Raw genomic sequence first — 12,792 nt, 5'->3', positions numbered from 1 at the left:
CTTGAACGTACGGACGGCTGAGGTCTGGAGTGGCCAAAAAAGCTCCCTTCGTGGAGTTATGCCCTGATATTTTCGCAGACCTGGAGCCATTCTCCGGGGCATCATGCATTCCATACGGCCGTTCCCGGCCGACTCACCGTCAGGTAATCGAGGGCATCCAAGAGATATGGACGCGATCAAGCTTCTAGAAGAGCTCAACCAGGTCGATGAGCATCCAAAGCTTGAAGCGAAGCTCTGCAATGAAGTTGGAAGGTCCATTAAAGAGACGATCTCCGCCTTCTCCAACGAACCAGCCCTAGGGGGTGGGATGCTTCTGTTGGGTGTTGAGCGGGAGGCAACCGAAGACGGCAGCCCAAGCTATGTGGTTCGTGGAATCACCAATCCAGACAAGATTCAAACGGACTTGGCTTCAGCCTGCTCACAGGCCTTCAACGTCCCTCTCCGCCCACAGATTGAACCAGCTGTCATCGATGGCAAGGTCGTTCTGTGTGTTCATGTTCCAGAGGCCAATCGAGCAGAAAAACCGATCTACCTCAAAGCCCTTGGAATTTCGAAGGGAACATATCGGCGGATTGGGTCTGCCGACCAGGTGTGCAGTGATGAGGACCTTTCATTGCTTTTTGACGGCAGGGGAAGCGAAACCTTCGACGCATCACCGGTTCGTGGGGCCACTCTCGAAGATCTGGACCCAGAAGTAATCGAGGATTATCGAAAAATACGCCGTGAGCGTGGTGAGGATCCTGAGGTGCTGGGATGGTCAGATGAGGAGTTGCTGGATGCGCTTGGATGCGTGAAGGATTTTCAAGGTCAGCTGACTCCTACGGTGGCAGGAATCGTGCTGTTCGGGACCAAAAGGGCACTTAGAAAATGGTTCCCTATGATGAGAGTTGATTATTTGCGTGTGCACGGTAAGGAATGGGTTGAAGATCCTGAAAATCGATTCGAAAGCCTTGAGATCAGGGAACCCTTGTTCCGTCTTATCCAAAAAACCCAAGGCGTTATCGTTGAAAGTCTCCCCAAAGCCTTCTCCTTAAAGGAAGCTGATGCTCAACGAACCGACACACCCACGATACCGATTGCCGTGATTCGCGAAGCCGTTGTGAATGCATTGATTCACCGGAGTTACCGCGAATCTTCGCCAGTACAAGTTATTCGTTATTCCAATCGAATTGAAATAAGAAACCCAGGATATTCGATCAAATCTATTGATCGCCTAGGGGAACCAGGCTCATTGCCAAGGAATCCCCATATTGCCCAAATTCTTTTTGAAGCCCGCTTCGCAGAAAATAAAGGGAGCGGAATTCGAGTAATGCAGCGATTAATGGCTGGAGCAGGCCTTGGACCTCCTGCGTTTGAATCGGATCGTGAGAACAATTTCTTTTTATCAACTTTTTGGCTTCACAATTTGCTTGATGAACAAACAATTGCTTGGCTGGGCAACTTCAAATCCTTTGGATTATCCCCGGAAGAAACCCAGGCAATCATTCACGCTCGAGAATCCGGCGCAATCGACAATGCCACCTTCCGGACTATCGCCTTGCTCGACACATTGAGTGCCAGTAGTCGTTTGCGTAGGCTGCGAGACATCGGATTGCTGGCGTCTCAGGCAAAAGGTGCGGCCACCTACTATGTTCCGACGCAATTTCTGCTCGACCCAATCGCTTTTCCCCTCCGCCCCAAATCCATTCCCATTGGGGTCCAAGTCCCTCTCATGGACCTGACGGGGGGGAACCTGATCGAGGGTGAAGGCAAACCTCCAGAGTTAAACAATGAAAACAAAGAAATTGGACTCAAATCTCCAGACCTCCCCACCAAACCTCCAGAGTTGACCTTTGAATCACCAGAGTCCCCCAGGCAGTGGCCATTCCAGCATCTGGGGCTGTCTCTGGAGGCCTCGATTGAAGCTAGGCGGCTCCTGGACCTTCATCGTCCAGGGAAGTACCAAGCAAAACAAAAGGTAACTCAGTTCATTTATGAGCTTTGCCTTGTTCAACCCTTAACCGCAGATCAGATCGCGACATTGCTTCGTAGGGCAAAGGACTACGTGCTCAAGGATTACCTCACCCCAATGGTTGAGAAGGGAAAACTGGCCTACACGCTGAGCGCCACACCGAACCACCCACGCCAAGCATACAAATCAGTCTCTAGATCGGGCAAAGAGACCCCATGGCCTAGCACTGGGCCTGAGTGAGGCCGCGCCGGGGGCCGTGGAGCACGGCGTGCACCCTTGGCCATGCGGATGTGAGCACCGATCGTCGGGCGAAATGCCGGGCTGGTGCCCCACCCTCGGATTTCCAGCGAAAAAGGTGAAATCCTTGTTTGGCGAATGGCCTGTTTCACTTTCGCATTTGATTTGCCGGATTTTCCCCGCAATCTCACCCCAGAAGTACCCCTAGCTCAAAGCTAGGGTGGTCAGGGTTCGACTTCATGTCGAGCCCTGAATTTATTCATAAGCTGATTCATAACTAGATCATCAGCAGGAACACCCTGTTGTCCCAAGCCAAAGGTGCGAACGCTCCCTTCACACCTTTGCAAGGGTCGGATTTGAATTCCGACCCTTGCTTGGGCAGCAGCATCCACGAACCGTATTACTTAGCCAACGCCTTTAAATTCAATATGTTATTTGATGATCAAAGCGAAGATTCAGGGGCACCATCCGTTGTGTTCTCTCAATGATTCCTTACATATTGAGAATGGTTTTGATTGAATGCCTACACATTGCCCATGGCGATTACGAAACGGTGTTTCAAATCCCTACGCACTGATAGGCCTTGGGTCGGAATTACCCGCGAGGCATAGGTGCTGGAAGGACCCGTGAACGCCTCGCCGGGGAGGGTGCCATCCCCAAACCATGCAAGGGTTGCACCTTGACGCACCGCGTGATCTGAGCTGGTTAGACGCGGCGCGATTTGTAATCTTGGGTGACCTGATATCGATTCCTTCTGAAACACTACTAAGGGTAAAAGATAGATCCAGCATCAGTCTCGATGTGTACGGGTTGGGTTGCCACTTTTGATCCCGGACATGCCGGTCTTGATGGCAATGCGTTTCTGGGCCTCGGCAACCCCTCGCATATCCACCTGCAGGTAGCCCTCTGTCGTCCTTATATCCTTGTGCCCTAAGGCGTTCTTGATGGTGTGAAGTGGTACTCCCTCATCGGCCAACCAGGTGGCATAGGTCGCACGCAGCCTGTGAGCTGTGAACCTGGGGATACCAATTGCCTTGCAGGCGGCATCGATGATCCGTTGCACTCTCGAGAGGCTGACGGGTGTACCGGCCAATCCAGGCACCATCCATCCGAGTGGCTTGGCGATGCGCTGCAGTTCTGCCAGCAACCATTCGGGAACCGGCCGTGCCCACGCCTCCCCGCCCTTGGTATCCCCAGGGGTGTATGTCCTGCGCTCGATATCTAGCCACTCCCAACGCGCCTGGCGCGCCTCACTTCCCCGCAATCCCAGGCCAATCTCAAGACGTAGAACTAGGCCCAGACTTGGTTCGTGTTCCGTGAGAGCGTCCACTTCCGCCAGCCAAACAGAAACCTTCTCCTTGGGAAGCAGAGGTTTCCTGACCCTTTTGACCTTCAATTCCGCCACATCGAAGGGCATCGCACGAATCATCTTGCGGCGGATTGCCCAATGACAAATCAGGCGAAGGTAGGTCAGCCACTGATTTGCGCTCGATGCGGCGTGCGTCTCCATGAAGATGCGTCGGGCATCCTCAACCTGGGCTGTGGTGAGCTGGGTCAGCCGGAGGTCAGCCAGGTGGTTGAGGTGTTTCCTTCCAAAGGTCTCGATGTTCTCGATGTGACTTCGGCTCTTGGCCAGGGCATTGGCTCGGATCCAAAGGTCCACGGCCTGGTGTAATCGTGGTTCTGGTTCTTCGCCTCTCGCACGCAATTTCGCTGCATCGTAGGCGTCCAATGCAACTTGCTCTGCCCTGGCCCTATTCTTCAATGGTTCCCGCGTCGTGCGCAGCTTCCGCTCGTTCCCGAGCTGGTAACGAAAATGCCAACGGCCACCACGCGGAATCATTGTCACAGGCCCACAGCGATAGCTTTTGGGCACTTGGGGAAGGCGCACCGGTTCGTTCATCTGCTAACCCTGGAATGAACCCAAAGTGAGCAGCACAGGAATAATGTCCCCTGAGACGCCTGATATCTGTGCTCGACCCAGCAGCACGTTGTTCGTGCCGGCGGCCGGCGCGGCGGTGATGGCTTGGCCGCTCGCATCTGATACGAGGAAATCACCACGGGTGACAGTTCCACCAAGTTTTACTTCAGCAATGCCCTCCTGCGCGACTTCAACGCTGTCACCAGAAACAACGCTGACCAATGGCATGGTGACGCCGATTATTTTGTCTGCAGCTGCGGCTGCCTGAACTACACCAAAATCACCGGCACCTGGCTTGACGATACGGTAGGGAAGAATTGTTCCTTCAGCTGTGAAGCATTTGACGATTTGAGGATTGCTCATGTAATGGCTCCTTTAAAACAGTGAGTTAGGCGAGGAAGGAACCCTCATTTCAAATGAGGGTCTAGTACCTGAATCGAGAATTCGAAAGTTCGGGGTCATGCGGCACCATGCCCCGATCGGCGCACCGGCCTTTTGTTTGGTAGGTATCACCTGAGCCCACTAAACCCAGGCCACCCCACCACCACTTCCAGAAAGATGGAGGATCCTTCTGTCCGCCAAGAACGTGCCATCCTTGTGCCCGCGGTGCGGTGTCACCGCGGCGGGAATTCTTGGAAACCCGTCAGGATGGACCCACGGCCCACACCCAAGGCGTCAAGTCGCCAGTCCCGCCAGGGTTCCCATTATTGTCTGCGGCCTTACCTCCGAAACCCTTGTCTGGCCAGGTTTCCGGGCTGATGCCCAAGGAAACGATGGCTCCTCCAATGCGCAGGCGTCCATAGCCGACTGGAACTGGATTGCCCTGGCCTGTGGTGAGGTGCGGGCCGCTGAAAGCATAAGTGGGCGTGTCGTCAGGTCCCTTATCTCCGGCTTGGGTGTTCAGATCTTGCGGCGAACTGAGCATCTGCGCTGCCCCACCCATGACCATGGCCAAGCCCAGGCTGCCCACAGCGCTGGCCATTCCTGCGGAAGCACCCCACCCGGCCAGAGAGAAAGCCCCCGTGCCCGCACTGAGGTACACCAGGGCGGCACCCAGCACCAACGTGGTGAGCCCGTCCTTGGCGCCCGCCACCACAGGTACAATCTGAATCAATTCTTCGCCCATGGGTGCCTCGAGCAATTGTTCACCACGGGCCTCACCACCTACGATGATCTGGTACCCGGGTTCTGAATGTTTCTGCAGGTGTTCCTTGAACCCCCGTACCATCGAACACAGGGCGCGGACCGCCTCAGCCGGTGTGGCCACATTCAGGCGGAATTCCTTTCCAAATTTGGAACGCAGGGCACCATAGAGTCGGATGCGCTTCATCGTTACATTGTTCATTGAATGCCTCTACTCTGTTAGAAAATCCAATTACCAAGATTTCGCCTTTTGGATCATTGTTTTAAGCCCCTCTCGAAAATATTTTTCAAAATTATCAATAAAGGCCTTTTCAACCGTCGCCTTGAAGTTCAGGAGCTTGTTGTAGCGAGCCCGCTTCGGCGTGAACTTGAGGATCTGGCTGACCTTTTTCCCCTTCCGCCCGCTGCGTGTGAAGACGCCTAAGGGGGTCTTGGTTTGAGTGCTGTACAGAACGAAGAATTCCTTCAATGGTTTCCCAGAAGCTATGGCCCGTCCCATGCTCCGGTTCGTCCGGTTCATTTGAAAACCGGCCTCACTGTGAGCTTGGAGGCCTGACAAGATCTGCACGTAACGAGCGCCACCACCGCGCAGGTTGCCGTACTGATCCAGGGGTGCATCATCGCCGGGTTGGATCTGCCAGCCTGGCGGAAGGATGCCCTTTGCTCGCAATAGGTTTTCAGATTTCTTGTTTGCGCGATATCCACCCATGATAAGTGCTTTTAGATATTTTGAAGGTGGAACACCCTTGTCTTTATCGTCCATCACAAAAACCAAGGCCTCATCGCGCCCTTTCTGGCCTGTCCCCTCCAAATAGAGCCAAGCTAAATGTTAAGGTCCACTCCAAAGGAGTCGGATCCAATGAGGACAAGCAAGTTCACCGAGGAGCAGATCGTGGGGCTTCTCAGAGAGGCGGAGAAGGGGGAGCAGACGGTCGATGCCCTCTGCCGGGCCCGTGGGATCACGGCGCAGACCTTCTATCGATGGCGAAAGAAGTATGGCGGAGTCGAGGTTTCCGATGTCCGGCACATGCGGCAGCTTGAGAAGGAGAACGCCCAGCTCAAGCGCCTTCTGGCAGAACGGGAGCTGGATATCGCAGCCCTGAAAACGGTTCTCCGAAAAAAATGAGTGGCGCGTCGCAGCGAAAGGAGGGGGCGGCATACCTGACGGCCACCGGCTTCTCCCAGCGGCGCGCTGCCCGGGCCATGGGCCTGAGCCGTTCCTATGTCCGGTATTCACGCCGGGTGAAACTGGATGGGCTGGACGAGCGGATCGTCCAGCTTGCCCATGCCAACCCCCGCTATGGCCACCGGCGCGTCTGGGCCCTCCTGAGGCGGCTCCAGCTCCGGGTGAACCTGAAACGGGTCCACCGGGTTTTCAAAGCCCATGGCCTCCAGGTCCGGCGGCGTCCCAAAAAGCACCTCCGGACCGGCCAGCATGTGCCGATGAAATCCGGGTATCCCAACCAGGTCTGGTCCTACGACTTCGTCCACGACAGCTGCCTGAACGGCGAGGTCGTGAAGTGCCTGACGCTCACCGACGAGTTTACGAAGGAGGCGTTGGTCATCGAAGTGGCCTCCTCCTTCAAGGCCGAGGAGGTCATGCAGGTCCTCAAACGCTTGTTCCAGACCCGGGGATGGCCCGCATTCCTGCGCAGTGACAACGGCCCCGAGTTCATCGCCCATGACCTCCAGGTCTGGCTGATGGCCACCGGTGCCCAGACCTTCTACATCCCCCCGGGCTCGCCCTGGGCCAACGGCGTGGCCGAGAGCTTCAACAGCAAGTTCCGGGACGAATGCCTGAACATGGAGGCCTTCTCCAGCCTGGCTGAGGCCAAGGTCATCGTCGAAGCCTGGCGCCGTCGCTACAACGAGGAGCGCCCGCACAGCAGCCTGGGCTACCTCACCCCAACCGAGTTCCGCTGCACCATTGAACTGGCTCAGCTCGGTCTCCCTGCGACGGGGGCTCTGCCCCCGGACCCCCGGGATTTATCGCTTTGGGCACCCCCGGTGGAGGCCAACGCCCTGACAGAAAAGGCCAGGGCGTTTCCCCTGGCCAACACCGTCCGGTGCATCTCCGAAGCGCTCAAGTCGCTTCCCAGCGTTGCTCTACCCTCTCCGGAGATGGAAGCCAAGCTACCATCTCCTGGAAGCTCCTGGCCAACCGGCCATTAGCTCTCTCTTTTTCAACCCGACCTTCACATTTAGCCCGGACCTAAATCTGGGAACCGGCCATTTCTGCGCCGGAAGGAATTTTGAGGCCCTTTGTGTTAATGGGTTTGGTCGGTCTACCTTTGTATTGATCTCATTTTGAAATGCAATAGCGGCTTCTCTAGCAGCTTTGTTCAAGCCGATGTTCACCGCATATTTCAAGGCCGATTCCCGGATTAGTTTCAATTTGTCTATCAAGCCCTTGGTGTCGATACTCAGGTGAATCATGGCTCTCCCTTGTGTTCTAACGAGGGAAGAAAAATGGGTTGCGGCGAAAGCTGGCCATTCTCTCTGAACGTTGTGGGTCATTGTTTTGTGTCTGGCCGCCACCCGCACCCTTTATGGATCGGAAAGATGAACGATGCTCGGAGACGTTTTTTGAGGACGCCTCCAACACTTTCGCCCTCTCAAGATCACGATTGGCTTCCTGCCTCTCAAGAGAGAGAGAGAGGCCTAAGGGCGTAATTCCAAGTGCATGAGCTGCCTCGGATGCCGTGATGGGTTTGCCCTGTGCGGCTGATTTTCTCATCAGGTCTTCGATAGCATCAGCATAGTTTTTGGCAGCCTGTTTCTGTGTTTCACTGATTTGCATGGAATGACTCCTTTTGAAGGTGGCACAAGGGGCCACAACGGTTGTGACCCCTTGTGTGGATGATTCAGACGCCGTACTCGGATCGGACATCCGCGCCCAATCGCTTCATCTCCTCCGGATGAAGGATGAAGTTCTGATACCGGGAGGAAAACCACTGCGCGAAGCCATGCCCAGTTCCAGGCCCCTCTTCGAAGGCCCAGGCACGCAGGAGAGGTTGCAGGGTCTTCTGATCAACCTTGGAAAGTTCTTGCTGAACAATGGCCTCTCGGACCAATCGATTCAATTCTCTGATCCTCAGGCCAATCTGGTTCCTCCGGGTATCCATATCACGGCTGTTGCATTCCTCGTGGACCAAGAGCACTGCATCAATCTCGTTTTGAGTGGAGGCCAGATCGCGTTGAGCGTTCTCCAATTCGACTCGCGCCGGTTCTTCGCCCTTCCCCATCACCAGTGCCCGCCCGAAGGCTGCCTGGGCCTTGGCAATGCGCTCAGTCGCGGATACAACCCGCTCTTGGGCCTGGTCTATCGCCTTCTGAGCTTGTTCACCTGTCTGGTTCAGGATTCCAAGCTCACTCTGAGCCTGAGCCAATTCCTTTTGCAGTTCTTTGACATTCAATTTCATGGGTTCTCCAAAAATGGAAGGATTAAATCGCGTGAGAGACCGAAGAATTCAGAGGTAGTCAGGTCATAGCAGCCCCTCCCCAGGTAATGGGCTGATGGCTTGTAGTCGCATATCAGGGCCTTCCAATTCGAAGGGTGGCCATGCGCTTAGAAGACGGGAAGCAATTCGCCCGCGATAAAAAACGGCCAATTCCTCTGCGCTCAAATTGCTGGTCCAGCAAACCATTTCCTCGTTCCTGTACCGGCTATCGATGACCTCTGCGAGCACGGATCGCGAGAAGTCGTCGACCCCACGCACTCTTTCCGCTCCAAGATCGTCCAGCACAAGCAACCAGCACTCGGAAGCCTGTTTGACCCATTCACTCACGGCCTGAGCGTCAAGAACCATGCGTTTAAGATTCTCGGCCTGGTCGGGCCAACTCACCCACACAATGGACCGGCACACGTCGTAACGGATTCCGTCAATGACCTCGATCATCGACTTCAACCAAGCGGTTTCCGGACTGTCTTGATCAAGCACGTAGGCATTGATCTCCTGTGCAATGCGCTGGATAAGGGACCACGTCTTCCCGCATCCAACAGGCCCAATGAGGCCATAGCCTGATGATTCGCCTGGGAGGGAATGAATGGGTGTTTCCTCAAGGGCGCGCAATTCTCTCCGACTTAAGCCAGCTCTCTGGAGAAGTTCTCGAGTACGAGGGTGGTATTCGTGAATAGTCATGAGGCACCCACACGTTCAAGTTTCATGACCGGCATTCTCTGGACTTGAAGGCGGTGCGCTTCATCGGCGGCCATCACAGGCTGACGATTGGATGGAGGCCTGAGCACCGAAAGCGGAGCACGGGCCTTCTCCACGGTCTTTTCGACGCTCCCAGGCTTCAAGAAGTAGTCGAGGGTAGCCTTCCACCGCATCTCCCCTTCACCACGCATCCAGGAACCCTCTGGAGATCTTGCCGCGTAAATGCAGGCCTCTCGAAAAAGGTCGATCCAACCCTGGTCCCTCAATCGCTCCCGAAGGGCCTTCCTGCGTGGCGGAGTGACCTTGATCACCTCAGGCAGCCCTGCAGGGACACAAACCTCTCGCCAGATGGTTAGAACCTCATCTACGCATTCATCAGCCTCACAGCCTCCCCCTTTAGGGGGTGGGGGGGTGTGTTTTTCTTCTCTACTCTTCTTTTTCTTTTTCTCTTTCTCTTCTATATGGCATCCGCTAGCCGCCGCGAGCAGTTGCTTAGCATCTGCTACAAGGGGTGTGACCTTGTTGGATTTAGCAAGGCCTCCAGATCTCCCGGCAATCGCTTTGGCGGCCCTTATTTGGTCATGCTCTGTACGCTCTTCGTTCAGTCGCAGGTTGATGAGACGTCCATTCCCAGCATCCTTGAAGCACTTGCTTAGCATCTGCCAAGCATCCGTTAGCACTTGCTCGGGACACCCGCAAATGTCGGCCAACTCGACATGATCTGAGGGGATTGATCCTTCGACCCAGCATTCATCGAGCAATTCACGGTATAGCCCACGCTCGACATAATTCATCCGCTGGACGGTCCTCGAGGCCCGCCAATCCTGCCAGTAGAATTTGTAATAGGGCAGGGCCTTCATTCCTGCACCTTGCCGTTGCGATTGTCCCTCAGTTTCCGTGTGACGATTTCCTGCACCTGAGCCTTGCGGCGATTGCCATACCAGACCTTTTTGAGGTAGGCCGCGTTCACACCGATCTCGATCTCGATGGCCCTGAACACTGCCTGCATGGGCATCTGCGGGTAGGTGCGGCTGACCAGGTCGCAGCGCCATCGCAGCTCGTTATCGTTCAGGTAGATCTCTAGTATTTCCGCGAAGGTCTCCAACACCGTGCGGCGCAGGTTTTCGGATTCCTTGGGGTTGATCAAAGGCTGGGTTTGAGCCCTGTGAATGGTTTCACGAAGCCCGGGTACTGCTGCCAGGTCGGCAGACGATTCCCAGGTATTCCACTTCCGGCCGATCACGAGGCCAACTCTGGGGAAGGTAGATTTTCGATCCACTCACGAAGATCCTTCACCAGGTAGATGACGCTTGCCCCGTCCTTCCTGTAACGGGGGCCGGTGCGTCGTTTCCGGTGCTGGCGCAATGTTTCTACTGGGATACCGAGGATGTCTGATGCAAGGGCCTCTCGAACAGAGATAGGCTCAACTATGACTACCCGTGAAGGCGCAGCTTCCTCCTCGACCTTTGCAATGCTCATCGCCAGACTGTGAAAACCAACCAGAACCCCCATGTCTAACCCACTTTCCTGACCTGAAGACTTCGAAGCCATTCTTCGGCCGCTTCGGCAGGGATGACCAGGCGTCCCTTTGGACCGATTTTCAGCCCCCTCAAGCGTCCATCTGCAATCTGCCTATGAATCGTTTTGATGGATAGGGATGTGAGGGCCGCAAATTCTGCAACAGAATAGGCAATCCGCTGGACATAACGCATCGGGTTCCCCGGCGTAATCCCCGCCAAAAGTGGGACCGTCGGTTTAACCGACGATGCGCCTTGTTTGTTGGATGGATTCGTACCCAACCACTCCACCAGGTCCGATGCGAGAATGACGGTTCGCTTACCCACTGTGTGGGCCTTCAAGTGACCAGCGGCGATCTCTCGGAGAACACGTTGACGTGAGACACCTGCTAGAAGGCTGATAGTCCGGAGTGAAAGCATGGGTTGAAATTCCATTTACACCTTCCCCCTATTGAAGATGCCGACAGTCCTCATCCCGCTGATGTAGATGGCGACTACTGAGGCCCTTAGGCGCCCCCCCAAGGACCTTGCCTGTTTTCCCGGCTTGGTCTTCCACCTTCTTCAAGGCGTTAACCACATCCTGGATGCCGTCTGCAGTGAGCTTTACACTAAGGACATCAGCCATTCCATCGCCCTTTCTTTTTTACCTATAATGTTGAGAAAATGCGATGCAGCACCTTCCAAACCAAGGCTGATGACCTTCCAACGATAGATTTCACGCCTCACGATATCTGTATGAACGTGATGAACAGGACCGGTAATATTTTCTAACCGACCTTCCGGAGACCACCAAACCTTGCATTTAGGGGCAAGGATTGAAATATGGTGATTGGAGCGAATCAACCTACCTAACTGAGCCTCTCCAAACTTGTCCACATCGGATTTCGGTAATGGAGCAGCCTGCCCTTCTGTTCCTGCTTTGGTGCCGTAAGCGGAAACCAGGATCCTAAGCAGAACCGGCGAGGAAGTTATACATTCAGCTCCTCCTCCTGCGTTGTAGACAAAGATTCGATCAGCATCGGTAAGGTGACGAAGGAACTCCTCTGCGTCGAGCATGTCCCCTTCAAAACTCACTCCGCTTCGGAAGGATTCACGTACCGCCGCATGTGCAAAACGATATAAAGCCAACTTTTGATTCCTCGCCTCTCGCTGTTTGGCGACAAGTCGCGCAGCCGTATCTTCTTTGGCTTTTTCCTCATCTCGAGTCTTCTTGTCTATTGATACGATTTTAATGGTCTGATCGATTTTGTAATTAACACCCATTCACACACCTCCTAAGCGCATGTACCCACCGCATTCCTGAATTGGCGCGTAGATCTTGTTTCCTGGCGTATTTTCAGCCAAGGGACGCCGTGACGCTCGGTATGCCACGCGTGAGTGAAGGGCGCAGCCCCCTGAATTGCTCCAGGCCTGGCGGGAGCAGCTCGGCCCCCAAGAGTTCCTCAACGGCCGCCTGTGTCGTTACGACACGTCCGGCAGCCAGCTGCTCGATTACATAAAGTCCAACCAACTCCGAACGCAACAGTGCGGGGTTGGCCCGCCCTGAAGATCGTGAAAAATCCTGAACCATTTCGCCCGCCTCGTGAATGTCAGGGAATGACTACTGGTCCGCTGACAACCCAAGGTAGGGTTGATCTGGAGAAAAATTTGGAACCTTCCGTGGTACAAAATAAGCGCAATGAATATATAAAATGCGACGATAAACCCGAAAAAATACTACTGGATAACGAAGCATTTGACCTGGGGACAGCATCCTTTCTTTGGATTGTTGCTCACATCCCGTCTGGTCAAGGGTGCGGGCCACACTCCATGGCCCGTGGTTCCCCCAGGGGTGTTAATCGGATTAATCCCCTTCCAATCATC

14 protein-coding genes are annotated in these 12,792 nt (G+C 54.7%); 3 read left to right on the top strand and 11 right to left on the bottom strand.

The window, feature by feature from the left end; all coding sequences use genetic code 11:
* Positions 1-166 precede the first annotated feature (166 nt).
* The gene (locus Q9293_RS10180; protein WP_306246069.1) at positions 167-2,191 is read left to right on the top strand and encodes an ATP-binding protein; all 2,025 of its coding nucleotides are present in this window, start codon (positions 167-169) and stop codon (positions 2,189-2,191) included.
* Between the two features lie 787 nt (positions 2,192-2,978).
* Here Q9293_RS10180 and Q9293_RS10175 read toward each other — a convergent pair.
* The 4 genes from Q9293_RS10175 to Q9293_RS10160 form a co-directional block, all read right to left on the bottom strand.
* Positions 2,979-4,091, bottom strand: coding sequence for a site-specific integrase (locus tag Q9293_RS10175; RefSeq protein ID WP_306246067.1), 1,113 nt, complete (start codon positions 4,089-4,091; stop codon positions 2,979-2,981).
* A gap of 3 nt (positions 4,092-4,094) precedes the next feature.
* Positions 4,095-4,472 carry a capsid cement protein gene (locus tag Q9293_RS10170; RefSeq protein ID WP_306246064.1) on the bottom strand — a complete coding sequence of 126 codons (378 nt, stop codon included), beginning with the start codon at positions 4,470-4,472 and terminating at the stop codon, positions 4,095-4,097.
* 280 nt (positions 4,473-4,752) lie between these two features.
* Positions 4,753-5,439, bottom strand: a complete 687-nt coding sequence (locus tag Q9293_RS10165; protein ID WP_306246062.1) for a tail assembly protein — start codon at positions 5,437-5,439, stop codon at positions 4,753-4,755.
* A gap of 45 nt (positions 5,440-5,484) precedes the next feature.
* A complete protein-coding gene (locus Q9293_RS10160) occupies positions 5,485-6,015 on the bottom strand; it encodes a hypothetical protein (RefSeq protein WP_306246060.1) in 531 nt (176 codons plus the stop codon).
* 96 nt (positions 6,016-6,111) lie between these two features.
* On the opposite strand from Q9293_RS10160, the gene Q9293_RS10155 reads away from it, so the two are divergent.
* The gene (locus tag Q9293_RS10155; RefSeq protein ID WP_306246057.1) at positions 6,112-6,378 is read left to right on the top strand and encodes a transposase; all 267 of its coding nucleotides are present in this window, start codon (positions 6,112-6,114) and stop codon (positions 6,376-6,378) included.
* Positions 6,375-7,424, top strand: a complete 1,050-nt coding sequence (locus Q9293_RS10150) for an IS3 family transposase (protein ID WP_306246055.1) — start codon at positions 6,375-6,377, stop codon at positions 7,422-7,424. Before Q9293_RS10155 ends, Q9293_RS10150 begins: the two co-directional genes overlap by 4 nt.
* Positions 7,425-7,704: 280 nt before the next feature.
* Here the strand turns inward: Q9293_RS10150 and Q9293_RS10145 are convergent, their stop codons facing one another.
* The 7 genes from Q9293_RS10145 to Q9293_RS10115 form a co-directional block, all read right to left on the bottom strand.
* Complete coding sequence (locus Q9293_RS10145) at positions 7,705-8,052, bottom strand: hypothetical protein (protein ID WP_306246049.1); 348 nt, start codon at positions 8,050-8,052, stop codon at positions 7,705-7,707.
* Positions 8,053-8,116: 64 nt separating this feature from the next.
* A complete protein-coding gene (locus Q9293_RS10140; RefSeq protein ID WP_306246047.1) occupies positions 8,117-8,674 on the bottom strand; it encodes a hypothetical protein in 558 nt (185 codons plus the stop codon).
* 63 nt (positions 8,675-8,737) lie between these two features.
* Complete coding sequence (locus Q9293_RS10135) at positions 8,738-9,325, bottom strand: hypothetical protein (protein WP_306246045.1); 588 nt, start codon at positions 9,323-9,325, stop codon at positions 8,738-8,740.
* A 65-nt stretch (positions 9,326-9,390) separates the two neighbouring features.
* Entirely contained in the window at positions 9,391-10,272 is an 882-nt protein-coding gene (locus Q9293_RS10130; RefSeq protein WP_306246044.1) for a DUF1376 domain-containing protein, read from the bottom strand.
* Complete coding sequence (locus tag Q9293_RS10125) at positions 10,269-10,691, bottom strand: hypothetical protein (RefSeq protein ID WP_306246042.1); 423 nt, start codon at positions 10,689-10,691, stop codon at positions 10,269-10,271. Before Q9293_RS10125 ends, Q9293_RS10130 begins: the two co-directional genes overlap by 4 nt.
* 235 nt (positions 10,692-10,926) lie before the next feature.
* On the bottom strand, positions 10,927-11,364 hold the full coding sequence (locus tag Q9293_RS10120; protein ID WP_306246040.1) for a helix-turn-helix domain-containing protein: 438 nt from the start codon (positions 11,362-11,364) through the stop codon (positions 10,927-10,929).
* 168 nt (positions 11,365-11,532) lie between these two features.
* On the bottom strand, positions 11,533-12,192 hold the full coding sequence (locus tag Q9293_RS10115) for a hypothetical protein (RefSeq protein ID WP_306246038.1): 660 nt from the start codon (positions 12,190-12,192) through the stop codon (positions 11,533-11,535).
* Positions 12,193-12,792: the final 600 nt, after the last annotated feature.

The sequence above is a fragment of the Geothrix sp. PMB-07 genome, assembly GCF_030758935.1.
Lineage (GTDB): Bacteria > Acidobacteriota > Holophagae > Holophagales > Holophagaceae > Geothrix.
The sequence above is the reverse complement of the archived record's forward strand: the minus strand, read 5'-3'. Positions and strand labels throughout refer to the sequence as shown.

Bases quoted from the DNA above. Each gene is read 5' to 3' on its own strand.
- Q9293_RS10180 (WP_306246069.1), top strand. From the start codon at position 167: ATGGACGCGATCAAGCTTCTAGAAGAGCTCAACCAGGTCGATGAGCAT.
- Q9293_RS10175 (WP_306246067.1), bottom strand. From the start codon at position 4,091: ATGAACGAACCGGTGCGCCTTCCCCAAGTGCCCAAAAGCTATCGCTGT.
- Q9293_RS10170 (WP_306246064.1), bottom strand. From the start codon at position 4,472: ATGAGCAATCCTCAAATCGTCAAATGCTTCACAGCTGAAGGAACAATT.
- Q9293_RS10165 (WP_306246062.1), bottom strand. From the start codon at position 5,439: ATGAAGCGCATCCGACTCTATGGTGCCCTGCGTTCCAAATTTGGAAAG.
- Q9293_RS10160 (WP_306246060.1), bottom strand. From the start codon at position 6,015: ATGGACGATAAAGACAAGGGTGTTCCACCTTCAAAATATCTAAAAGCA.
- Q9293_RS10155 (WP_306246057.1), top strand. From the start codon at position 6,112: ATGAGGACAAGCAAGTTCACCGAGGAGCAGATCGTGGGGCTTCTCAGA.
- Q9293_RS10150 (WP_306246055.1), top strand. From the start codon at position 6,375: ATGAGTGGCGCGTCGCAGCGAAAGGAGGGGGCGGCATACCTGACGGCC.
- Q9293_RS10145 (WP_306246049.1), bottom strand. From the start codon at position 8,052: ATGCAAATCAGTGAAACACAGAAACAGGCTGCCAAAAACTATGCTGAT.
- Q9293_RS10140 (WP_306246047.1), bottom strand. From the start codon at position 8,674: ATGAAATTGAATGTCAAAGAACTGCAAAAGGAATTGGCTCAGGCTCAG.
- Q9293_RS10130 (WP_306246044.1), bottom strand. From the start codon at position 10,272: ATGAAGGCCCTGCCCTATTACAAATTCTACTGGCAGGATTGGCGGGCC.
- Q9293_RS10120 (WP_306246040.1), bottom strand. From the start codon at position 11,364: ATGGAATTTCAACCCATGCTTTCACTCCGGACTATCAGCCTTCTAGCA.
- Q9293_RS10115 (WP_306246038.1), bottom strand. From the start codon at position 12,192: ATGGGTGTTAATTACAAAATCGATCAGACCATTAAAATCGTATCAATA.